This is a genomic window from Streptococcus pneumoniae (assembly GCA_040719455.1).
In the GTDB taxonomy this organism is placed as follows: Bacteria; Bacillota; Bacilli; order Lactobacillales; family Streptococcaceae; genus Streptococcus; species Streptococcus pneumoniae_G.
Window position 1 is genome coordinate 1,615,410 of record JBFDTN010000001.1, and the last position, 23,478, is coordinate 1,638,887.

Annotated in this window: 24 protein-coding genes; 8 read left to right on the plus strand and 16 right to left on the minus strand. The window is 42.7% G+C overall.

Translation table 11 applies throughout. The features are described from left to right. Position 1 precedes the first annotated feature (1 nt). The 4 genes from AB1I63_07755 to aspS form a co-directional block, all read right to left on the minus strand. The gene (locus tag AB1I63_07755; protein ID MEW4354766.1) at positions 2 to 2,656 is read right to left on the minus strand and encodes a G5 domain-containing protein; all 2,655 of its coding nucleotides are present in this window, start codon (positions 2,654 to 2,656) and stop codon (positions 2 to 4) included. 291 nt (positions 2,657 to 2,947) lie between these two features. After that, entirely contained in the window at positions 2,948 to 3,562 is a 615-nt protein-coding gene (locus AB1I63_07760; GenBank protein ID MEW4354767.1) for a recombinase family protein, read from the minus strand. Positions 3,563 to 3,940: 378 nt separating this feature from the next. Then, positions 3,941 to 4,882 (minus strand): YitT family protein, encoded by a 942-nt coding sequence (locus AB1I63_07765; protein MEW4354768.1) that lies wholly within the window; start codon positions 4,880 to 4,882, stop codon positions 3,941 to 3,943. Then, a complete protein-coding gene (gene aspS, locus AB1I63_07770) occupies positions 4,869 to 6,623 on the minus strand; it encodes an aspartate--tRNA ligase (protein ID MEW4354769.1) in 1,755 nt (584 codons plus the stop codon). Before aspS ends, AB1I63_07765 begins: the two co-directional genes overlap by 14 nt. A gap of 136 nt (positions 6,624 to 6,759) precedes the next feature. On the opposite strand from aspS, the gene AB1I63_07775 reads away from it, so the two are divergent. Next, positions 6,760 to 6,942: a hypothetical protein gene (locus AB1I63_07775; GenBank protein MEW4354770.1), complete on the plus strand. Its 183-nt coding sequence runs from the start codon at positions 6,760 to 6,762 to the stop codon at positions 6,940 to 6,942. A gap of 641 nt (positions 6,943 to 7,583) precedes the next feature. On the opposite strand, the gene AB1I63_07780 is transcribed toward AB1I63_07775, so the two are convergent. Together AB1I63_07780 and hisS are read right to left on the minus strand one after the other, a co-directional pair. After that, entirely contained in the window at positions 7,584 to 7,781 is a 198-nt protein-coding gene (locus AB1I63_07780; GenBank protein ID MEW4354771.1) for a hypothetical protein, read from the minus strand. Between the two features lie 164 nt (positions 7,782 to 7,945). Beyond that, complete coding sequence (gene hisS, locus AB1I63_07785; protein ID MEW4354772.1) at positions 7,946 to 9,226, minus strand: histidine--tRNA ligase; 1,281 nt, start codon at positions 9,224 to 9,226, stop codon at positions 7,946 to 7,948. A gap of 140 nt (positions 9,227 to 9,366) precedes the next feature. Between hisS and AB1I63_07790 the strand changes: the two genes are divergently transcribed. From AB1I63_07790 to AB1I63_07800, 3 genes are all read left to right on the plus strand, one after another. Beyond that, the gene (locus AB1I63_07790) at positions 9,367 to 9,897 is read left to right on the plus strand and encodes a GNAT family N-acetyltransferase (protein ID MEW4354773.1); all 531 of its coding nucleotides are present in this window, start codon (positions 9,367 to 9,369) and stop codon (positions 9,895 to 9,897) included. Positions 9,898 to 10,008: 111 nt separating this feature from the next. Continuing rightward, on the plus strand, positions 10,009 to 10,350 hold the full coding sequence (locus tag AB1I63_07795; GenBank protein MEW4354774.1) for a metal-sulfur cluster assembly factor: 342 nt from the start codon (positions 10,009 to 10,011) through the stop codon (positions 10,348 to 10,350). Between the two features lie 99 nt (positions 10,351 to 10,449). Continuing rightward, positions 10,450 to 11,582, plus strand: a protein-coding gene (locus tag AB1I63_07800; GenBank protein MEW4354775.1) for an IS3 family transposase whose coding sequence is annotated in 2 segments (ribosomal slippage) — positions 10,450 to 10,720 and positions 10,720 to 11,582 — 1,134 coding nt in all. Because the reading frame shifts where the segments join, the coding sequence is not laid out codon by codon here. A 278-nt stretch (positions 11,583 to 11,860) separates the two neighbouring features. On the opposite strand, the gene ilvD is transcribed toward AB1I63_07800, so the two are convergent. Next, complete coding sequence (gene ilvD, locus AB1I63_07805) at positions 11,861 to 13,567, minus strand: dihydroxy-acid dehydratase (GenBank protein ID MEW4354776.1); 1,707 nt, start codon at positions 13,565 to 13,567, stop codon at positions 11,861 to 11,863. A 264-nt stretch (positions 13,568 to 13,831) separates the two neighbouring features. Here ilvD and rpmF point away from each other — a divergent pair, with 264 nt between their 5' ends. Both rpmF and rpmG read left to right on the plus strand, forming a co-directional pair. After that, positions 13,832 to 14,014: a 50S ribosomal protein L32 gene (rpmF, locus tag AB1I63_07810; GenBank protein ID MEW4354777.1), complete on the plus strand. Its 183-nt coding sequence runs from the start codon at positions 13,832 to 13,834 to the stop codon at positions 14,012 to 14,014. A gap of 15 nt (positions 14,015 to 14,029) precedes the next feature. After that, positions 14,030 to 14,179: a 50S ribosomal protein L33 gene (gene rpmG, locus AB1I63_07815; protein ID MEW4354778.1), complete on the plus strand. Its 150-nt coding sequence runs from the start codon at positions 14,030 to 14,032 to the stop codon at positions 14,177 to 14,179. Between the two features lie 299 nt (positions 14,180 to 14,478). On the opposite strand, the gene AB1I63_07820 is transcribed toward rpmG, so the two are convergent. The 3 genes from AB1I63_07820 to AB1I63_07830 all read right to left on the minus strand — a co-directional run bounded on the left by AB1I63_07820 (position 14,479) and on the right by AB1I63_07830 (position 17,193). Next, a complete protein-coding gene (locus AB1I63_07820; GenBank protein ID MEW4354779.1) occupies positions 14,479 to 14,940 on the minus strand; it encodes a hypothetical protein in 462 nt (153 codons plus the stop codon). 3 nt (positions 14,941 to 14,943) lie between these two features. Next, on the minus strand, positions 14,944 to 15,849 hold the full coding sequence (locus tag AB1I63_07825; protein MEW4354780.1) for an LPXTG cell wall anchor domain-containing protein: 906 nt from the start codon (positions 15,847 to 15,849) through the stop codon (positions 14,944 to 14,946). 174 nt (positions 15,850 to 16,023) lie between these two features. Beyond that, positions 16,024 to 17,193, minus strand: a complete 1,170-nt coding sequence (locus AB1I63_07830; GenBank protein ID MEW4354781.1) for a hypothetical protein — start codon at positions 17,191 to 17,193, stop codon at positions 16,024 to 16,026. A 140-nt stretch (positions 17,194 to 17,333) separates the two neighbouring features. On the opposite strand from AB1I63_07830, the gene AB1I63_07835 reads away from it, so the two are divergent. Beyond that, the gene (locus AB1I63_07835; GenBank protein MEW4354782.1) at positions 17,334 to 17,666 is read left to right on the plus strand and encodes a helix-turn-helix transcriptional regulator; all 333 of its coding nucleotides are present in this window, start codon (positions 17,334 to 17,336) and stop codon (positions 17,664 to 17,666) included. Positions 17,667 to 17,844: 178 nt separating this feature from the next. Here AB1I63_07835 and AB1I63_07840 read toward each other — a convergent pair whose 3' ends face one another. From AB1I63_07840 to AB1I63_07865, 6 genes are all read right to left on the minus strand, one after another. Continuing rightward, positions 17,845 to 18,819, minus strand: a complete 975-nt coding sequence (locus AB1I63_07840) for a zinc-binding dehydrogenase (protein MEW4354783.1) — start codon at positions 18,817 to 18,819, stop codon at positions 17,845 to 17,847. 34 nt (positions 18,820 to 18,853) lie between these two features. Then, complete coding sequence (locus AB1I63_07845; GenBank protein MEW4354784.1) at positions 18,854 to 20,287, minus strand: carboxylesterase family protein; 1,434 nt, start codon at positions 20,285 to 20,287, stop codon at positions 18,854 to 18,856. Positions 20,288 to 20,347: 60 nt separating this feature from the next. Then, on the minus strand, positions 20,348 to 20,911 hold the full coding sequence (locus AB1I63_07850) for a 3'-5' exonuclease (GenBank protein MEW4354785.1): 564 nt from the start codon (positions 20,909 to 20,911) through the stop codon (positions 20,348 to 20,350). Between the two features lie 13 nt (positions 20,912 to 20,924). Beyond that, positions 20,925 to 21,440: a hypothetical protein gene (locus AB1I63_07855; protein MEW4354786.1), complete on the minus strand. Its 516-nt coding sequence runs from the start codon at positions 21,438 to 21,440 to the stop codon at positions 20,925 to 20,927. Positions 21,441 to 21,503: 63 nt separating this feature from the next. After that, positions 21,504 to 21,734, minus strand: a complete 231-nt coding sequence (locus AB1I63_07860; GenBank protein ID MEW4354787.1) for a MerR family transcriptional regulator — start codon at positions 21,732 to 21,734, stop codon at positions 21,504 to 21,506. Positions 21,735 to 21,885: 151 nt separating this feature from the next. Continuing rightward, entirely contained in the window at positions 21,886 to 22,461 is a 576-nt protein-coding gene (locus AB1I63_07865; GenBank protein ID MEW4354788.1) for a DNA-3-methyladenine glycosylase, read from the minus strand. Positions 22,462 to 22,590: 129 nt separating this feature from the next. On the opposite strand from AB1I63_07865, the gene AB1I63_07870 reads away from it, so the two are divergent. Continuing rightward, positions 22,591 to 23,397, plus strand: a complete 807-nt coding sequence (locus AB1I63_07870) for a formate/nitrite transporter family protein (protein ID MEW4354789.1) — start codon at positions 22,591 to 22,593, stop codon at positions 23,395 to 23,397. The last annotated feature ends 81 nt before the right edge of the window (positions 23,398 to 23,478 follow it).

Here is a 23,478-nt window from a genome sequence, read left to right on the forward strand (position 1 = left end):
CTTAATTATTAACGAGGCCAATGGACATCATACTAATCATACAAGTATCATCATGTGTGTTATCTTCGCGAACATATTCGCCAGCCCATGAATTAACTGCGAAATGTACTGTTTGATTTTTACCATCTACCATCATTGAACGATAGTGTCCCGGTGAGTTTTTCCATTCTTCAAACATTTGTTTCGCGAGGTAACGTTCATTCAAAATTTCAAACACACTTAAATCACCGTAGCTATTAAATGCGTTTTCATTTACCAAGTCAAATTTAGCACGTTCACTTGGTGTGTATACAGTGCTAAACTGGCTACCATCTGGACGTTTGTGTTTACCAGACTTCTTAGCTTGATAACGGCTTGAACCATAGTGTGCCATTTCTTTCGCACGTTGCGTTGCTGCACGTTGCAATGAACTGTTTTTACCCGCATAAACTGCAGGTTTTAAACCTTTCTTAGCACGTTCTTCGTTGAGCAATTTGAGGAATTCTTCATTCAACTTATCAACATCAATGTACTTCATCAAACCATCCAATTGTGCTTGCGTCATGTCGTCCGTACTTGCATAATCATGGGCATTACGGTTTTTACCATCTACGTCTGCATTTGGGTCAAGACCAAGGCGAATCTTTTCTTTTTCATCAAGTGAGAGTTGCGCAAATGCAAGAGCTGACTTAGGCAAACCTTGGTACCAAGGGCGGTCTTTACCGATTGCCACATCGTTAGCGTTCAACAATACAGAACCTGTACTTGTAGTAGGTGTTGTAGGTGCAACGGGTGTGGTATTTACAACAGGAGCGCTTTGTACTGGTGTTACAGGTTGCACGGGAGCAGGTGCTGGTTTAGGTGTTGCAACTGGACGTTTTTTCGTACCTTTGTAGATGATGGTGTTTTTCGCATCTTTGCGGTCAACCACACGACGAGATACCTCAGTCTTTTGACCAGTCAATCCACTCACGTTGTATGTCACTTCGTACGTCACGTAACCATCGGAACCTTCCTCAGTACGTGTTTCGCCCTCGTACATGTTGTTGTCGAACGTAGTCACAGTACCATGTGTGATTTTGTCAGTGATGCGACGAGTTTCTGTTGTATCTTTTGGTGCTTCATAACCACCAATTGCTACGATTTTAGCAGTTGCTGCGGTGGTTGAAACTTTTGTACGAGATTTTTCTGATTGATGGCCTGTCTTAAGGTCTACCTCATTTGTCACTTCGTACACGTCTTCACCATCTCTACCAGCTTGGATAACTTTAGTTTGACCTTTTGGAAGGCTGAAATCCGTGAATGTCGTTGTTTCGTAAGGAATCGCTTTCTTAACTGTTGTTTTTACAGTTTGGTAGCGTTTTTTCGTACCGTATTTCACAACTTTGTTAACGGCAGGCGCTTCATCCTCACCAATTTTTTCACGTGAAAGCACGACGCCATCAGCATTGAGGTTTTCACGGTAAACAGTTGTACGCACACCTTTTCGACCGTTAGTTGCTACTACTTCGTCGCCTTCAAACATGGTATCATCTGCGACACGTTCAGTTTTGAAGTCAATCAACGTTTGCTCGGTGACGTCTTTATGACTTACAACTTTAGTAGGGTCGTTTGTAGGTTTTTTGTTGTCATCATTGCTAGGTGTGTTTGGTACATTTGGTACATTTGGTACATTTGGTACATTTGGCGTTGGTGCTGAATTTGCATCACGTTTTTTCGTACCGTATTTGACAACTTTGTTGACAGGTTCTTTTATCGTCTCTTGCTTGATAATATGACGTTCAAAAAGATAACCTACACCATTTGTCAGATCACGATAGGTAATCAATCGTTTCCCTTTTTGTCCTTCAGTGACGACTACTTCCTCACCCTCAAACAAGCTACTATCAGCCACACGTTCTACGGTAAACTCAATATCTTCCTCAAGATAAGAAGGGTCGATAGTCGTTACTGCTGGTTCTATGATAACATTAGCACTACCTCCTTGATTTGTATCTAGAGACGGAGAAGTCGGTATATCTGCTTCAGTTGGAGGAGTGGGGCTATCTTGGTTACTTGGAATAGTTGGATTTACAGCTTCCAAGGGATTTTCCGGTGTTGGGGCATCCTTATCTTTCATAGAAGCGACTGCAATCTCTAATCTCACCGTATTTCCAGATTCATCTTTTCTCAAATAGTCATCGGAAGAATTCGTTTGTGATGTATCGACAATAGCCTTATGTGGTTGTACTTCCATGGCTTCTTTGGCACGTTCAGCTTTTTGCTCTTCGGTGATGTTTTTCCAAGCACCATCTTGCTCTTGAAGGACGGTTACAGACTTATCCTCGTTTGTGTAAGCTACGATTTTATTTTCAGCGTCAATGTATAATTGATTTCCTGCCACGATGAAGTTTGCATCGGCAATTTCATTTGTAGCTTGCAAACCTTCTACAGAAAGACCTGATGCTTGCGCGATCGCTGAGAGTGTGTCACCCCATTTAATGGTGTAGACATGATTGTCTGCAGCTTCTTTCTCCAAGTCTGCTCGAATCTCTGGGACAGAGCGCGCCATCCACTCATCTGCGTGTACATCACTCGACGCAGACAAAGCAGCACCTCCTAAAGCCAGCATGACTGCTCCTACAAATAGCAATTTCCCTGTCCGTGTTTTGCGAATTTTATAAACTGTATGTTTCATATCCTATCCTTTCTTTTTTTACAATCTTAAAAATCCAATCACTCCTAAATACTCTCTACCTCTTTCAGCTCCCTTCTTTACGATGGTACCTTGTAATGCAAACATCACAAGTGTTCCAAAAAACGTTCGTTAGATGGAACACTTGAAAACACAAAAAATCCACTTCATCAGTAACCGAAGTTACGCATAAAGTGGATGATTTATGTGTCATTTTTCCCTGTTTCGATAAACGAACGTTTGTCGAAACAATATCAACACCGATATTTTACCATAAAAAGATAGAAAAGCAAGTCATTTGATGTTATTTTTTGAACGTAATGGTACTTGATGTCGATTGAGTACATTGTAAATCGTAGAGGTTGAAACCTCTAATTTCTGAGCCATCTTGCGAATGGACAGATGATTTTCTTGGTACATGGAGAGGATTTGTGCTTCCTTGTCTTTTCCAATGCCTTTATTGCCTAATTGCACCCCTTTTTCACGTGCTTTTTGTAAGCCTTCCTTGGTTCGCATTCGGATATTTTCCAACTCCATCTCCGCCACATAGCCCAAAATCATACACAGCAGTTTTCCAGTCAATGAATCTGTCTCTATCTTTTCTTTCAGACTAATCAAGGTGATTTTGTGCTGATTCAACTCTTCAATAATCGCAAGTAGCGTCAGCATTTTGCGAGTCAACCTGTCTAGCTTATAAATCATCAACGTAACCTGCTTTCCTTGCTGACTCAGCTCTTTAGCAAGCTCAATCGCTTTTTTCAACTGCGGTCTATCGTCATCACTCCCTGAGTGTTTCTCATAAAATAGACAATCGCAAGCACACAGAGCTGACTTCTGAACTTCTAAGCCTAACTCTTGCCGATTGTCCATTGAACTCACACGCGCGTATCCGATGATTACTGTCTCCATGATTTCCTCCCTTGATTCTATGCACTTAGTCTAAAGTTTTTTGAAACAAAGGAAAAGAAACAGTAGAAATAAAAGTTATAGTTGTTTAATTTTGATTTAGTACAAGGCAACGAGTCACAGGCAGAACTGGAACTACTGAGGATTATTTCATAATCCTTATTTCCAACCTCCAACAGTCTCCCAGACTTAGCTGAGGATTATTTCATAATCCTTATTTCCAACCTCCAACAGTCTCCCAGACTGTTGGAGCAAGACGAGTTAACGATGTCATAAATGAAAACTAAATGGCTATACCTATCAAAAAAAAGTTGGAAAATTATTCCAACTTCTAGCTTATTCTATATCATTTGAGTTGTTCTGAGCTTATTGCAGCCGTCCTCACTGATCCTCCTCCACAAACCGTCCTAAAATATGGACATTATCTGCGACCGAGACAAAGGCATGGGGGTCTGTTTTTTGCATGATGTACTTAAACTCCGCGTACTCTGCCCGCGTGATAATCGTGATCAGCACTGCCTTTTCCTCATGATTATAGGTGCCCTCAGCGCCATGGATGATGGTTGCCCCACGGTGCAAGCGGGTATGAATCTTCTTAATCACTTGCTCAGGCTGATTGGTGATAATCATAGCCTGCATGCGCTTTTGCTTGGTGAACACTGCATCCGTCACGCGGCTTGAGACAAAAATGGTAATCATGGAATAGAGCGCATATTTCCACCCAAAGGTCACACCAGCAATCAGCATAATCATACCATTGACCAAAAATGAGATACTGCCGACATTACGTCCTGTGCGCTTACGAATGGTCAAGCTGACAATATCTGTACCCCCACTTGAGATGTTGGAACGCAACGCAAAACCAATTCCAGCACCCAGAACCACACCCCCAAACAGGGCATTGATAATCGGGTCATTGGTCAGCGTGACCTCTGGTACGATATGGATAAAGAAGGAGCTCATGGACACCGTGATAAAGGTAAAGATGGTAAATTTGTGACCAATCTGATACCAAGCCAATACCATCAAGGGCAGGTTAATCAGATAAAAGGTCAAAGCTACTGGCAAATTCACCCCTAAAAACCGTGTACTCAGAGCCGACAAAATCTGGGCTAGACCCGTTGCGCCACTGGAATAAACATGCCCCGGTTGAAAGAAGAAATTGACCGCTACCGCAGACAAAAATCCGTAGAGAATGGAGGCAGAAATCTTCTCATCATACTTTTCTCGAGAAATGCTCTGGAGCACACGAACCAGCTTAAATCGACGCGCCAAGCGTCGCAATCCGTAGCGGAAACGCTTGTATAATTTAGTTTTCTTCATGACTTTCTACATGTAATGACAACTCGTTAAGCTGTTTAGCTGATACAGGACTTGGTGCCTGCGTCATTGGGTCTGACGCCTTGTTATTCTTTGGAAAGGCAATCACTTCACGGATGTTTTCTTCACCTGCAAGGAGCATAACAAAGCGATCCAAACCAAGCGCCAAGCCACCATGTGGTGGGAAACCATAGTCCATGGCTTCTAGCAAGAAACCAAATTGCTCATGGGCTTCTTCATGGGAGAAGCCAAGCGCTTTAAACATGCGCTCTTGCATGTCTTTTTGGTTGATCCGCAGACTTCCACCACCTAGTTCGTAACCATTTAAAACAATATCATAGGCAATAGCACGAACCTTGCTCAAGTCCCCTTCTAACTCATGACTTGTCTCACTTTGTGGCAAGGTAAATGGATGGTGGGCACTCATGTAACGATTTTCTTCTTCAGACCACTCAAACATTGGCCAATCCACAACCCACAAGAAGTTAAAGGCATTGGTATCAATCAAATCTAGCTCTTTTGCGATCCGTAAGCGAAGAGCTCCTAGCGTTGCATGTGCGACTTCTGGAGTATCTGCCACAAAGAGCACCAAGTCATTTTCAGCCAAAGCTAAATTTTCTGTCAAGCTATCTGACACATCTGCCAAGAATTTCGCTACTGGACCGTTCAAGCTAGCATCTGTGTATTTGACCCAAGCAAGACCCTTAGCACCGTACTGCTTAGCCTGCTCTGTCATCTTGTCAATATCCTTACGAGAATAGCGGTCAGCCGCATTTTTGACCACGATCGCTTTGACCACGGGTGCTTCCGCAAAGACTTTGAAATCTAAGCCACGCACCAACTCTGTCACATCTTGCAAGAGCATCTCAAAACGTGTATCTGGCTTATCACTACCGTAGAGATTCATCGCATCATCGTACTTCATCCGAGGAAACGGAAGGCTCACGTCAATCCCTTTGGTATCCTTCATAACCTTTGCAATCAAGCCCTCGACAATATCTTGGATTTCTTGCTCATCAAGGAAAGAAGTCTCCAAATCGACCTGGGTAAACTCAGGCTGACGGTCTCCACGAAGATCCTCATCACGGAAACATTTGACGATTTGGTAGTAACGGTCAAATCCTGCATTCATCAAGAGTTGCTTGGTGATTTGCGGACTTTGTGGCAGCGCATAGAAATGCCCTTCATGCACCCGACTTGGCACCAAATAATCACGCGCCCCTTCTGGCGTTGACTTAGAAAGAAATGGCGTTTCAACATCAATGAACTCGAGAGCATCTAAATAATTACGAATGCTGTGGGTCACTTTTGCCCGCAGTTTAAGATTTTCCAACATCTCTGGACGACGAAGATCCAAGTAGCGGTAGCGAAGACGAGTATCATCGCTGATTTCCACACCATCTTTGATTTCAAACGGCGTTGTTTTCGCTGTATTTAATACGGTAATAGCCGTCACATGTAGCTCAACCTGACCTGTCGAAAGCTTATCATTTGCCTGCTCACGAAGAGCCACAAGCCCTGTCACCTCAACCACATACTCACTACGCAAGCTCTCAGCTGTCTCCATGACAGAAGGAGTAACACTCTCTGGATTGATGACTAACTGCATAATCCCTTCACGGTCACGCAGGTCAATGAAAATCAAGCCACCCAAATCACGGCGACGAGCCACCCATCCTTTCAAGGTAATTTCTTGACCGACATGTTCCGCCCGAACACGCCCAGCATACATTGAACGTTTCATTCTTCTTTCTCCAAACTTTTATTTCTTCTTTCTATTTTAACATAAAAAGCCTCAAAAAGAGCCGTATTTCTCTAAATTCTTACAATCTAGCAAGAAAGCGCTATAATAAAGAAAAACTCATAAAAGGAGGGTCTCGATGCTTACAAAATCTTGGCAAAAATATCTAGTTGCTTTTCTCACATGGTCTTTCTCAAGGCGCATGTGGTTTTTACTGAGCCGTGGAAACCTCTTCTTTGATTGGCTAGGCGATTTTGCGATTGTCTTGATCGTTGCTGTCATCTATCTGATGTATAACATCATCCAAAACAAAAGGGAGTAGGACAAAAATCGTGATTTCGCAGAAACCGATTTTCCTCACTCCTTTGTTTCTAAGTTCGGGCTAAACTAATCCACTGGATTAGTTTACTCCCACCCCCGCAAGTTGACGCTTTCACAATTGAGAATTGTGAAAGGTTGGAAATAGGGCTAGCGAAGATAAGTTCGCTAGCTTCTTTTAATAGAATATTGATTTATCAATGTTTTACAAGCCCGACAACTACTGCGTCAAACTATTCAAACTATAAAAATAAAGAAATTGGATACTTTTGTCCCAACCTTTTTGCATCTCTAAGTTAGGGCAATGACTGCTCAGCTCCAAAGCTAATAACCTGCATTCATAAGCAAAGTCTTCTAATTGGAATCTTATTTTACGATCATCAAGGCGTTTTTTAAAGGAATATAGTTATTTAGTTTTGATTTAGTACGAGACAACGAGTCGCAGGCATAACTGGGGTTAACTGAGAATTATTTCATAATCCTTATTTCCCACCTTCAACAGTCCACTGGACTGTTGAAGCAAGACGAGTTAACGACGTAATAAATGAAAACTAAAGGACTATACTGACTGTATTTCGAGAAAAAGAAAAGCTGAGTAGCGAACAATAAACCCTGAATAGAGTTGCTGAGTTGTGAATACAAGTTCTAATCTTCTTTATTCTCTTCTGGGCGCATGAGTTCTAAAAAATACCCACCTGCAAAACGGACGAGAGCCGCTGCCCCACCTAAAAGAGGCGCCAAATAAGCATAGAAAAAATCTCCGCGCACAAAGAAGCACAGACTGCCGATGATGACAAAAAGTACCAAACCTTGGATCAGCGCTACAAAAATGATCTGTTTCATCGTTTCCTCCATGATTCTTATTATATCGATTTCCCACAAAAAAAGCCACCGAATTTGGTGACTTTTATGGGAGATTATTATGAAAAAGTTTAGGATTCTATCAAATAAAGTTAGGAGGTCTTCATTTGATGGTTTTATTATAACGCCCCCAGCTTAAAGTTTTCTTAAGCTTTTAGCTTTTCAAAAATTTCTGCGAAATTTGTGCTTAATTCTGCAAGAGAAACTGTGATTTCTTCCCTTGTTTGGTTATGCTTGACAGTGATTTCACCCTTTTCTACTTCGCTCTCACCAAGGGCGATGACAAGGGTTGCGTTCAGCTGGTCAGCAGATTTGAACTGGGCTTTTAGCTTGCGCCCTAGATAATCACGCTCGACCTTGAAACCTTGATTGCGCAGAGCTTGAGTCAATTCCAAGGCTTTGCCATTTACTTCTTGTCCTAAAACCGCAATATAAACATCTAAGCCGTCTGCCACAGGCAATTCTACACCTTGCTTATCAAGTACGAGAAGGAGCCTTTCCATTCCCATACCAAAGCCAAATCCTGGTGTCGCTGGTCCGTCAAAATACTCAACCAAACCATCATAGCGACCACCCGCACAAATGGTCAATTCACTGCCCGCAATCTCTGTTACGAACTCAAAAATCGTGTGGTTATAATAATCAAGGCCACGCACCATATTGGTATCAATCACATAATCAATCCCTAGATTATCTAACATCTCACGAACGCTGTCAAAATGCGCTTGACTCTCGTCGTCCAAGTAATCAAGAATTGACGGAGCATTCTCCACAGCTACCTTATCCTCTTTTTCTTTACTATCGAGGACACGCAGTGGATTTTCTTCCAAACGACGCTGACTGTCTTTTGACAAGATCTCTTTGAGCGGTGTCAGATAGTCAATCAGAGCCTTGCGATAAGCTGCACGACTCGCGCTGCTACCCAAAGTATTCAAATGTAGGGTGATGTTTTGAATACCGATTTCCTTGAAGAATTGTGCCGCCATGGCAATAGTCTCCACATCCGTCGCAGGATTGCTAGATCCAAAGCACTCAACCCCAATCTGGTGGAACTCACGCAGACGCCCTGCCTGTGGACGCTCGTAGCGGAACATAGAACCCATGTAGTATAATTTCACAGGCTTTTGCACCTCAGGCGCAAAAAGCTTATTTTCTACATAAGAGCGCACAACTGGAGCAGTTCCTTCCGGACGAAGCGTGATGTGGCGGTCTCCCTTGTCATAGAAGTCATACATTTCTTTACTAACGATATCCGTCGTATCTCCCACCGAGCGGCTAATCACTTCATAGTGCTCAAAAATCGGCGTGCGGATTTCTTGGTAATTGTACTTGCCAAAGGTCTTACGGGCAAACTCTTCCACATACTGCCACTTAGCAGACTCTTTCGGCAAAATATCTTGGGTACCTTTCGGTTTTTGTAATTTCATACATTTCTATCCTTTTCAGAGTGTCATTACCCCTATTTTATCATATTTCAGAGGACAAGAAAAGGCAGACCTCAGATTTCCTAGACAAAGCTTACCTTGTTTGCTATCCTAAATATAGGATTATCAGAAAGGAGACGAGCATGGAGACCTACTATCTCAGCAAGCCTACGGAAAAAGACTTACCCTTTATTGAGACATTCAAACAGGAATTTAGCGAAAAACACCAGCATCTCAACGGTGGCTCACGCCTATCAGAAATGCCTGACCTCGCTGCTTGGCTCAGCCACATCAAGCAGCAAGAAGAACAACCAAAGCCTGACCGCGCACCCTCAACAACCCTGATTTTCAAACGTCAAAATGAGGATAAAATCATCGGGATTGTCAATATCCGCCATCATATCGAGCAGGATTTTCTAGTGAATGTAGCCGGTCACATCGGCTACTCTATTGCACCAAGCGAACAAGGAAAAGGTCTTGCAAAAGTCCAACTAACACAAGCGCTTGAGTTTTGCAGACATCTAGGATTGACAAAGGTTTTAGTGACCTGTGCAAGCTGGAATGTCGCTTCCAGACAAACAATTCTAGCCCAGCCCCATTGCCACTATGAAGACAGCAGACTAGCTCCTGATGGTGATACCATGGAACGCTACTGGATTGACTTGAAAAAATAATCAGAGCTTTACATGAATTTTTCAAAATAATACGTTTTCATCATCAAATCCCTTGCAAAAATGTCAGAATTGTGAGAAAATAACAACAATTCAGTTCATGGGAGGGATTGCATGCGAGACGATATTCAGATAAATGACCGAGCGCTAGCGCTCAAAGACCAGTTGATTGAAAGATTAGAGCGAATTTATGACCCTGATGTCGAGCTAGATATCTACAATCTCGGCTTACTCTACGAGATTTCTCTTGATGAAAATGGGCATTGCAAGGTGGTGATGACCTTTACAGACACCGCCTGTGAATGTGCAGAGACCATTCCGATTGAGATTGTGGATTCGCTCAAGCAGATTGAGGGAATTGAGACGGTGACGGTTGAAATTACTTGGTCACCAGCTTGGAAAATCACACGTATCAGCCGTTTTGGCCGCATTGCCTTGGGGATTAGTCCTAGATAAAGAAAAAAATAGGCAGGAATAAGGCCCTGCCCCCATAAAGTGAGACCAAAGAAAAACACTCCATGAATTCTACTATAATAGAATTAGGAGTGTTTTCTTATGGTCAAAAAAGCATATTCACTAGACATAAAACTAGCTTGTATCGAAATGAAAAAAGCAGGTAAATCCAACAAGGTTATCATGGAAACCCTAGGGATAAAGAATGATAGTCAAATTTACACATGGTGGAAATGGTATCAAAACAATGAACTTCACCGCTTCTACCAACCTGTCGGAAAACAATATACTTACGGTAAAGGGATGACAGAATTATCTGAGGTTGAACAATTAAGATTAGAGGTAAAGCTGCTAAAAAAGTATCGCAGCTTGATAAGGAAATCGATAAAATAGCCCTTATCAAGCTTGTAGAAGACTATAAAGCTGACTATCCAATCCCGATGATTTTGGCTTGTTTTGGTGTGGCAAGATCCACCTACTATCGCTGGAAATCTGAGCCAGCAACGGTAAAAACGATGGATGATGTCACTGAGAAGATTGAGATATTATGCCTTGAAAATGGCTATATTTATGGTTATCGAACCATTACACGGCTTTTAAAAAGCAGATATGGTTTGACAGTGAATCATAAGAAGGTCTATCGTATCATGAAACAAAATGGTTGGCTTTGCCGTGTCAAAACAAAGAAGGTCCCAAAACTTGGGAAATCTTACTATGTCACTGAAAATAAGCTCAATCGGGATTTCCAAGCCAAACAACCCCTTCAAAGATTGGTTACGGATATCACTTATCTCTATTTCGGAAACTGTAAACTTTATCTCTCGTCCATTATGGATTTGTATAACCGAGAGATTGTAGCTTATACAATTTCAGATAGTCAGGATACAGACTTTGTTTTAGATACGTTAAATCAGTTGGATTTACCGAAAGGAACACTCTTACACAGTGATCAAGGTTCAGTCTATACCTCTAAAGCCTATTACCAAACATGCACAGAAAAAGGCATTATCCGCTCCATGTCTCGAAAAGGAACACCCGCAGATAACGCCTGTATTGAATGGTTTCATTCCGTCTTAAAGTCTGAAACCTTCTATCTCCATAACTGGAGAAACCTAACTAAAGATAGTATAACAGATATTGTCAAAAATTACATCATATTTTATAATGAAACGAGAATTCAACGGAAATTAAAAGACCTATCTCCTATAGAATATAGGAAACAGGTCTCAAAATAGTGTTTTTCTTAGGTCTCATTATTGGGGTGCAGTGCCAAAAATTCCTAACCGTTTTTTATAGTACAATACAGTCTTGTCCAAAACATTGATAAAACCAACGTTCTATTAACAAACTAGCGAGTAACTCTTCGATAGCCCTAGTTCCACCCCTTCACAAATAAGAATGATGAAAGCTAGTCAACTTATAGGGATGGGAGGCAATTTAGCTCGAACTCAAAAAGAAAGGAGTGAGGAACAGCGATTTCTACGAAATCACAATTGCCCCCCACTCCCTTTTTTTATTTTTTACCTGTTTCTTCTGGTTTCCAGAAATCTGTAACCGCTCCTTTAGAAGATGAGGAAACGATATGGGCATACTTACCAAGCACACCACGGCTGTATAGTGGTGGCAATTCTGTTTCTGCCTTGCGTTTTTCCAATTCTTCATCCGATACGCGCATGGTTAATTCCTTAGTATCCTGATCAACTACGACAATATCCCCATCACGCAGATAGGCAATCGGACCGCCATCTTGGGCTTCTGGTGCGATATGACCGACAACAAGACCATAAGTACCACCCGAGAAACGTCCATCGGTCAAGAGGGCAACTGATTCTCCTTGTCCTTTTCCGACCAGGATAGATGATAGGGAAAGCATTTCTGGCATACCAGGACCGCCTTTAGGTCCGACATAGCGAACCACCACAACATCGCCGTCCACAACTTCATCTCGAAGAACCGCATTTACTGCGTCTTCCTCAGTGTTAAAGACTTTGGCTGGACCCTCGTGACGACGGACTTTCACTCCTGATACCTTAGCAACTGCCCCATCTGGCGCCAAGTTCCCATGAAGGACGATAAGTGGACCGTCCGCACGTTTTGGCTGTTCAAGCGGCATGATGACTTTCTGACCCGGTGTCAAATCTGGTGCATCTGCCAAATTTTCTGCCAAAGTCTTTCCTGTACAAGTCAAGCAATCACCGTGTAGGAAACCACGTTCGTACAAGTATTTCATCACAGCCTGCACACCACCGACATTATACAAGTCTTGGAATACATATTTTCCCGATGGCTTCAAATCTGCCAAATGTGGTACTTTTTCTTGGAAATCATTGAAATCATCCAAGGTCAACTCCACATTTGCCGCATGGGCAATGGCAAGCAAGTGCAAAATCGCATTAGTAGAGCCGCCTAACGCCATAACCACTGTAATGGCATTTTCAAAGGCTTTTCTAGTCATGATGTCTTTTGGATAAATGCCTTTTTCAAGCAATTTGACAACTGCACGACCAGCTTCTTCAACGTCACGCGCTTTTTCCGGAGACTCTGCTGGGTGAGAAGACGATCCAGGCAAACTCATCCCCATCGCCTCAATCGCAGACGCCATGGTATTTGCCGTGTACATACCCCCACAGCCACCAGGGCCAGGGCAGGCGTTACATTCATAGGCATGGACTTCCTCTTCGGTCATGTCGCCATGATTCCATTTTCCGACCGACTCAAAGACCGATACAAGGTCAATGTCTTTGCCGTCCAGATTTCCAGGTGCAATCGTTCCACCGTAGACAAAAATCGCTGGGATGCCGGTATTTGCAATCGCAATCATAGAACCTGGCATATTTTTATCACAGCCCCCAATAGCGACCAAAGCATCACAGTTATGTCCGCTAATCGCCGTCTCAATCGAGTCTGCAATGATATCCCTAGACGGGAGAGAAAAGCGCATACCTGGCGTTCCCATGGCAATCCCGTCCGCCACGGTAATTGTTCCAAACTGCACAGGCCAAGCACCTTGGGATTTCACCCCTTCTTTGGCTAATTTTCCAAAATCATGGAGATGGATATTACACGGCGTATTTTCCGCCCAAGTCGAAATCACTCCTACAATCGGCTTTTCAAAATTATCATCTTTCATCCCTGTCGCACGCAACATGGCACGGTTAGGGGACTTAACCATCCCTTGATAGATGTTACTACGAATACGGATATCTCTTTTCTCTGTCATCAAGCTCTCCTCTCAAGTGTCTTTTGTTTCCATATTATACCATAAATGTATCGCCAAGGGGAGGAATTTGTATAAATTTTTTGAATATTCTGATGAAAAATGTCAGACAATTTTAGATTTCTCTTAAAAAATGAAAAAAATCTGTCAAGTAACTTTACTTTACAAAAAAAATGTGATATTCTAGTACAGTTGGCGAAAGCCAAAGTAAGATTAGAATCTAAACGAGCAAGTTACTCGTATCATCACAACGGAGGATAGAAAGAAATGGCAGTACCTGCACGTCGCACATCAAAAGCGAAGAAAAACAAACGTCGTACGCACTACAAATTGACAGCTCCATCTGTACAATTTGATGCAACTACTGGAGATTACTCACGTTCTCACCGCGTATCTTTGAAAGGATACTACAAAGGACGTAAGATCGCTAAAGCTGCTGCAGCTGAATAATAGAAGGGAGATACCATGCGCGTAAATATCACACTTGAACACAAAGAATCTGGTGAACGCTTGTACCTTACTTCTAAAAACAAACGTAACACTCCAGACCGTCTTCAATTGAAAAAATACTCACCAAAATTGCGTAAACACGTGATTTTTACTGAAGTCAAGTAGTCATTCACTACACGTCAATAGACGGTAAAAACCTTGATTTCATGCGATTTTTGAAATTTTGAATTTCACTACATTGCAATAGAAATCAACCGAATCACTACATTTTTCACTACCTTTATTTGAAATAAGAATACTGATTCGGACAATTAAAAGCAAGAGGAGCTTCATCAAAAAACTCCTCTTTTCTTATACTTTCATTCCTAAAAATATTAGAATAGCTTGTTCTTTCCAACGATTGCTGAGAATCCAAAAGCAACTCCCACATGATGAATAGGAGTTGCTTTTTTGATGAATGTATATTATTTATTGCTTGTAACAGCAGGAAGTACATATCTGTGAGGTGTTTGATTTTCTCCAAGACTATCAATCAAATCTATTCTTGATAAACAATATTTTCCTTTAGAAAAAGGCTCTATAGAAACATTCTCAGCAGATAATGCAAACCAACGATAACCCTTCTCAATATCTTCATTTAATGAATCCTTGAACTGTTTTGGAACATTATATCCCTTAACTGCTTGGAGATTATCATTATTTGCTTGAAATCGACCGCTACCATTAATGAATGCTTTAAAACATTGATTTTTATCTTGGTTCACAAACATTATTTCTTTGCAACTTGTAGGGGTTTTTATATCTGTTTTGGTAGTAAATAGTAGCTGTTTATATTTTTTTAAATGTTCAAAATGATACTCAAATACTTCTTGTGGTGAAAAAGAAGAACTCGGTCCTAGACGATATGCTAAAATTTCTTCTGCCATTTTTTATCCTCTTTTCTTTTTCAATCCTACTAAGCTAACAAGGCTGATACTTGCTGTACCGAGCAATGTTAGGATAGAGTTATTTGTTCCTGTTTTTGGTAAGCTATTAGCTGTTGGAATAGCTTGTTTAGATGCTTGATTGTTACGAACAGTTGAAACGGCTTTTGCAGGCATTCCTTGTCCGTAAGTAGTCTGACTTCCCATGTATTGTGGGGTTTTCATATCGGATTTCGAAGGCTTCATACCAAGGGTATCAACCTTATCTGTTTTGTCTTTTTGAGTTCCGACAGTTGTACTAGGTTTTTTGTTTCCACCAAGAGCACCGCCATTTTGTGAACCAACCCCAATCTGACTATCTCCTCCGAGTGTCCCATGGTCTTGAACTTTAGGAAGCTCATATACAGGCTTGCTAGCAGTTACGCCTGTACCAACTTCGTGGTGTTTTTCAGGCTGAGGCTGTGCATCGAACTCAGCTTTAAGTGCAGAGTAACGAGCAAGCGCATTTTCATAAGCAGTCATCAAACGATTCAGCTCCTCACGCTCCGCAACTACTAAAGCTGCTTGACGTTCTACCCCTTCTTCGGCTGCCACTTTAGCAGTCATCAAACGAGCCAATGTCTCCTGACGGCTAGATACCGCCTGAGCTAGGGAAGTGTAAAGGTCTTTGGCTTCTTTAACTGCACGAGCCAAAGAACGAACGCTAGCCAATTCATTTTGAGCTGATTCAAGACGAGTTTCAGCGCCAAGCTTAGTAGAGTTAGCTGCTGCCAAAGTAGCCTTAGCTTGAGATACCGCTACTGGGTCTACTACCGTTTTGGTTACTTCTTTGGTAACTTGCTTAGTGGTAGACGTACCCCCTGAGCGGACTTCGTATGGGTTCGCTAGGGCTGGGGAGTCAGAGTCTACCAAAGCAATAGGTGCAAAACTAGTCGGGATACCATGTACACCGTACTCAACCGCTGGAGTGATTACAAACTGTTTAGCATCAGAAGTAAACCCAAGTAACTTTAAGGTAGTGGCATAATTATTTGTTGACTTATTAAATAATAATGGTATAAGAGAATTATAGATTGAATTGTAAAGTTACCCTTCTGTAAGGAAGATTTCATTACCGCCATGGAAGAAATCATCCCCATGATTGATTGGTAAAGTAACGCTAGTATTATAGTCAGACTTCAAACCTTGACCTACTTTGCTGATGACCTCATCAAAGGTAACCCCTTCGGAAGATAACCCACTACGCCCCTTAGCCTCCTGTACCGACTGATACTTGTTAGCAAAGGCTGCTGTAGCCTCGGATACCTCGAGCAACGGTTGACCAAAAAGACTGCGGACATGGTTCAAAACGGCTGCGCCGTAAAGGCTGAGATTGCGAGAGAGGTCTGCTGGGAGTGGTTGTCGGATGTCATACTTGGTACTGTTGTCTAAGTTTTCAAGACCTGAATGTTTAGCCGTCTCGCCTAGATTCTTCAGGTTGTACTCACCCAAGTCACCATAAGTAGCAGTCAACAAAGGTTTACCACTTCTAGAGTACTTAATAACCTCAGTACCCCCTTTTTTGATGGCTGCATCGACCGCATCAGCAGTGCCAGTACCATTGGCTAGGTCTTTGATAGCCTGAATATACTCAGGGTTCACAAAGATACGAGCATCCTTATCTGCTGTCTTAGGGTCATAAAGCTGAGACTTAGCCCCCTCAGCAGGTACTTCTACTGTCTCCGTAACTGTTTCAGTTACTTCAGTACCCCTCTCGGCAAGAGCAAGGTCTTGTTCAGCGTCGCTAACGGTTTTGATACTATCGGCAAGAGCCTGACTCGCATCAGCTACCTTCGTTTCGACGGCTTCGACTGACTGGCTACCAAGAGCCGACTCCGCACGAGTAACCGCCTCTTTAGCTTCCGCAACGGCTTGACTATCTACGTCCTTAACCTCCGCAATCTGAGTATCAAGACTAGCTACCTCCGCACGATTAGCCTCAAGACTAGCCTCCGCCTCTTTAACAGTACTATCCTGAGCGAGGACTGCACTATGAGTAGTATCGACTGCCTCTTTAGCCTCAGTAAGCTGAGCTTCCGTTACTGTACTGGTAGGCGCTACCGCCTCAGTAGCGGTTGCCGTGCTAGTACCCTCAACACTATCAGCACTAACAGATACCCCTCCTAGAGCCAAAGCTCCCGACAAAGCCAACACACCGACAGCGCCGTAAGCCTTAGACACCTTAATGGTGCCACTATGGGATTGATTTTTCGCCATATAAAACTCCTTTTTTCGTATTATAAAGATATTATATCACAACTTCAGTCTTTTGGTGTATATTTTATTCTAAAAAACGGTCTTTAGGGGTTGGTAACTATCTTAGAATAAACTTGTATGATAGTTAGTGAGGTGATACCATGACCAATACTAACTTAAAAACACTTGTGGCTAAGCAAATCAGACATTTAAGACTGAAAAAAGGAATGACACAAGAATACCTAGCTGAGAGAGCAGATTTAGGCTTCAATTACATTTACCGTTTAGAGAGTAAAGCATTGAACGTGAAAATCGACACCATAGAGAAAATTATGCAAGCACTCGAAGTTGATATTAGCACCTTTTTTAATATAGAAAATCAACATCGAGGAACAGAATTTTCTAAACTAATAGATGATATTGAACAGCTTCCTAAAGAAAAAAGAGAGCCAACCATAAAAGCTCTCAGAAGTATATTAAAACAGATAGATTAAGCCAAGTCATTTGTAGACTCGGCTTTTTGTATATTCTACTCTAGCTTTGAATAAATTTAGGAACTATATTCAAATAAAGAATTATCATAAAACAGAAAATGTCCTCATATTTTGAAGAAATAGACAATATCCTTCATTTTAGATTTCTACATTTCCTACAATATGTAGCAATACTTTATCACAACACCACAACATGTTTTCCAACAAATTGTCCTGATTCTAGGTTGTCGTGAGCTTGTCCTACTTGAGCGAGTCCATGATAGATTTTGGCGATTGGGATTTTGATTTTCCCTTGTTCAATCGCTGTTAATAGCTCCGCAAATACAGAGGCTGGTAGGTCTTCTACATCACCACCGTAGCTGGTTAGGTATTTTCCTTTAGGGATTGTAAATGGGGAGAAATTCTCCATGGTCCAGCCTCCACCTAAGGCTCCTGTAAAGCAGATGTAGCCTCCTTCCTTCAAGAAAATCATATCTTGAAAGAGCGTGGTCATACCGACCAATTCCAAGATCTTGTCCACACCTTGGGGTGCGACTGCTGCAATCTGCTGAGATAGGGTTTCGTCATCCAAGAGAGGAGCATCACAGCCAAAACTCTTCAGGATTTCTAACTTATCTTCCTTGCGGCTGGTGGCGAAGACTGTTGCGCCCATAAATTTAGCTAGACTAATTGCCATTAATCCGACCGTTGACGTACCGCCACGGATTAAAAGTGTTTCTCCTGCTTGTAATTGCAGCCCTTTTGTCAGCGAGCCATAAGCCGTCTGAAGCATTTCAGGAAGGGCCCCTAGCTTTCCCCAGTCAAGGCTAGAATCAAAGGGAATCAGCTTGTCTTCTGCCACTAACATGTACTCCGCGTAAGAGCCGTCTACCGAGCGTCCTAGACCACTCATCATGGTTGCCACCTGTTGCCCTACTAAAAACGGACTATGCGAAGCTACTTCTTCAATCACTCCGACGCCTTCAATCCCTAAAATACGGGGAAAGGAAAAATCAGCATCCGATTCGCCTTTACGGCTGGTCACTTCTGATTCATTGACCCCAAAGGCTTTGACACGCACCAAGGCAAATCCTTCCTTGACAGTTGGCGTTTCTACCTCAATCGGTACTAAGTCCTTTGTCTCACATGGTTTGTCTAACTGAATGGCTTTCACACTTAGCCTCCTCTTCCTTTAGTTGATAGCTCCATTACGGGCGTTGAATGCCGTCAAATGTTTCTAAGACCAATTTAGCATGTTCTGTCGCATCATATGGCAGATTTCCGATGCCGTTTACATATAGTCGGTCCTTAGTAACAGTCGGCCAAGGCAGTTCTTTTCCTTCTGCAAGAGCAAGAACTGCATCGCGAACCTGCACATCACGCGCCATCTGCTCCTCGCTAGCACTTGGGCTGGTTTGTCCGACAATTCCATACATCTCTGTACCATGCACGGCGTAGTCTGCTCCCTCAACTGGTCCAACTGCCATTAAATAGGCTTTCCCACCAGCACTGGCATGAGCAAGAGCACCCCTCGTCTGAGGAAGGGTGAAGGAGAAGTTTGTTAGCAGATTGCCTCTGATTTCAACTGGCTTTAAGTCATCCGCATTGAACACTTCCATAATCTGGCGCGCCCGTGTCAAGGTGATGCGGTTGCTATGAGCAAATTCTTCAACCAACCCTTGCACGCTGCCTGGATCAAATTCTTTCGTTTTGTGTAAAACCCACCAATAGGTCTCTTGCGAAGTACTGCTAAAGAGAATGTCCACATCTTTATGCTTCCCACTCTCTAACACAGTCATGGCATGTTCAGCAATCACTCCATTTGGAAGGTGGCGGTCATCTGTCATGGCAATGACATTGTTATCTACACCGTGTTGAACTCCTGGGTCTGCTGCCTGCGTAGCACTCATAGCTTCTGCCAATTCATAGGCATCCACTTCGAGCAATTTTTCAGGATCATCTTCGCAGCCAAAATGCTTAAGAACTTTCAAGGCACGCTCTTCTGAAACCCAAGCAGGAACTAGACGCGCTGGCATACCAGAAAAGGCTGCAATATGATGAAAGAGGCCATCTGCTTCAGGGACACCAAGCAAGCTAAAAATTGAAAATGCACCTGCACTATGCCCTGTCAGGGTCACATTGTTTGGATCTCCGCCAAATTCTTGAATATTCTCTTTGACCCATTTCAGAGCAGTCACCATATCCTGCAAGCCTAGGTTGGTCGCATCTTTTAGCTTGCCACCATACTGGGCTAGTGACAGAAAACCAAAAGGTCCTAAGCGGTAATTGATGGATACGCCAATCACTCTACCAGTCGCTGCTAAACCAGCAGCATTTGAGGTGGTTTGCCCATTTGATCCAAGGACCCAGCCTCCTCCATGGATATAAATCACGACTGGCAAGAGCTCATCCCCACGGTCTTCAGGCGCCCAAACATTCAAGTTCAAGCAATCCTCGCTAAAGCCATTGTCAGCCTCTAACCAGCTAGTATCTCCCGCCTGCAAAGGCGCTGGCCCCTTTTCATCATAAGGAAGACTCTTGTCAAATGGGACAAGTTCTGGCTTTTGAAAACGTGCCGCTTTCGCGTAGGGAATTCCTAGCCATTCACGAACATTTGAAAATTTTTGATTGATTTTTGACATTTCTACTCCTTCTTTCTAATACACTATTGTCCTATCTTACACTATACCGCAACGTGACAGTCAAGCATTTTCTGAAAAATGTTTATATAAATTCTGGTAGACTTCATGCGTCAACCGGCAATCATGGAGCGCTCGGTGTTTATCCCGACCCTGCAACTGAAAATAAGCAGTCAAATCATCCAAGCGGTGATGTGACAAGTCCAAAAAACGCCTAGACAGCCGAAGTGTGTCAACCATGTCATTGGTCAAATAAAGGCCATGCACCACTAGCAAATTGTCATAGAGAAAATTCACATCAAAGTGGACATTGTGCCCCACAATCACATCCTCTCCCAGAAAAGCATAAAAATCTAGCAAAACCTGAGGAAGTTCTGGCGCGCTCATCAGCATCTGATCGGTAATGCCTGTCAAGTTTTTGATAAAAGGTGTCAAGCGCTGATGAGGATTGATCAGCATGGAAAACTCGGCGTCAATCTGATGGTTCCGAATTCTGAGGGCTGAGATTTCAATGATTTTAGCCTGTCTGCCTGCCACACCTGTCGTTTCAATATCCACTACGGTGTAGTCTGCTAGATGAGCTAGCAGGCTTTGTCCTTTGTGCACTCGTTGGTTTTTGAGGTTCATTTGCTTGCTCCTCCTACTCTTCCACGATTCGATATTGCAAGACTTGTTGGGCGGATGAGCCGTTTTTAATCAATCGCTGGTCAGTATTGAACTGCCAGAGAATGTCATCGACCTTTAAATCGTGTTCCTTACTGTACTCTTGCAGCTTTTCCAGTCCTAGCAGGATATTTTCCAAACTGGTGTCAATCTTAATCGACACATAGCGACCCGAAGGTTTGGTGATTTTGGGCATAAGGGTCTGGCTAGCAACAGTTGCCGTTTCCTTGATAAAGCGAAAGGCAGCAGTCATATAGTCTTGGGCTTGATCAAGCGGTAATTCTGTCAAAAAACCTAGTTGGCTAGGCATCCTGCTCGCCATATCTCCCAAGTCTGTCATAAACTCCGCGTACAGCTGGGCGATATCATCAGGCGCACAATCTGCCGCCAAGTCCGTACACCAAAATTCCTTCTCAGGATAAAAGCCAACTTCAACCTCTCCTGTCTTCATCTCCTGATAGGTCAAGGGATGATGTTTATGAATCTCGAGCATTCGCTCAAGGAGCTGCAAATGACGGATATGTTCTTGCAGTTTTTGCTGGTGCTGCGCTAAGGATTACTCCAACTGCTCACCAGTCGAAGACAAAATTTCCTGAATCTCATCCAAGGATAGCCCCAACTGACGCAGACCAGAAATCAACTCAAACTGGTAGAGCTGATCAGGCTCGTAAAACCGATAGCCATTTTCTGCTGTCTTAGCAGGACGAAACAAGCCCTTTTCATCGTAAAAAATCAAGGTCCGTCGAGTCGTTCTTGCCAATCTAGCAAATTCCGAAATCTTGAGCATACAGGGAGAACTCCTTTTTCTATTCTTGTTTTTATGATTATAAACTATAACCTTGCGTTATAGTCAAGAAGAAAATTCTTTTAAAAATACTCCTATCGCAGCCTAAAAAGAACAGTATTCAAGTCGTATATATGGAGTTCATCTTAAAAGACTAGATCCACGTTTCTTGATCCTCACGCAAGCCTTTCTTTCCAATCTTTGACACATGTCGATTTCCTTCAACGTAAAAGCAAAGCGGCGCTGTTCTCCATTCGTCTTGGCAGGTGATCCCGATACGAGGACGTTGGGCTATTTTTTGAGGAACGGCTCCTACTCTCAACTGGAGCCTTGAATCTGGCATGTAGTCGCCATCAAATGCCATTGAAATCCCTGTCTGCCGTGTTAATTTCCCGGGACCATTGCCAAGGACTTGTCCGTCTGGCATTTCCAAAGCACGAATGAGAATCGCTTCTGCTTCATTTTCGGGCTTGGTCACAAAATTAAGCAAGGCATAGCCGTACATCTGATAGACATACCAATGCCCTGCGGCGAGATACATGGAGGCATTTTTCTTTGTCCGTCGACCACCTGAGCTATGGCAAGCACTATCGTGACTTCCGAGATAGGCTTCCACCTCGACAATCCGTCCCAGTAATTTTCCATCTAAGTACAAGTCCATGCCTAGTAAGCTCTTAGCCGTTGCCACGGTATCTAGCTTCATCATCGTTTGAAATTCTTTTGTCAACATGTTTTGATTATAGCATGAATGGGAGAAAATAGTGATTTTTATTCATAAAAGCCCTTACATTTTTGATGTTTTTTTGGTATAATCTTATATTGTGATAAACTTCTCAAGAATAGAAAGATAGGAAATGATATGGCAGGACAAGATTTGTCTCTCATGAAGACGATTGATAAGAGTATTCTCAAAAAAGCAGATTTATTTCAACATAATTTTTGGGCTTATGCCCTCAGATCCATCTTTGCCAGCGTCTATTTGGCGCTAGGAATTGCGATTTCCCTCTATACAGCCGATAAGCTAGAGCATGTCGTGGCTGGGCTTGGCAAATTTAGCTATGGCATCATGTTTGGCTGGGGATTGCTCATGATCCTCTACATGAATGCAGAGCTTGGCACTTCTAATATGATGTATATGACAGTCGCCATCTCTCGCAAAACAATTCCTAAAAAGACCGCTCTGAAAATCCTTGCGACTTGTATCTTCTTTAACTTCGTCGGAGCGATCTTAGTGACTTTTTTACTATCACAGACTGCTCCTTTTGCACTGGGACATATCGCTCCTGATAGCTATCTGATCCAGGGAACGGTCGCTAAGATTGCTAAAAGTCCACTGACTCAGTTTATCGAAGGGATTTTTGCCAATGCCGTGGTCAACATCGCCGTCTTTGTCTTTTTGAAAATGAAAGACGACGCAGGAAAAGCAATCGCCGTGGTCTTTATCATCTTTATCTTTGCCTTCATGGGATTTGAACACGTCATTGCCAATTTCTCTACATTCTCCCTTGCCTTCTTTTCAAATGGCGGACCAGTAGAGGGGATGACAGTCTTATCTGTCCTTAGCAATTTTCTCTTCTCAGGTCTTGGCAATTTTGTCGGTGGTGGTCTTGTTATCGGCTTTCTATACAACTGGCTCAACCACCAATCCACTATCTATGTCGATTAATACTCGTCCTTCTCTTTTATGTAAGAGAGGGATTTTTTACTATCTTGAAATAAAAACATATAAAATCTACATAAAAGCTTG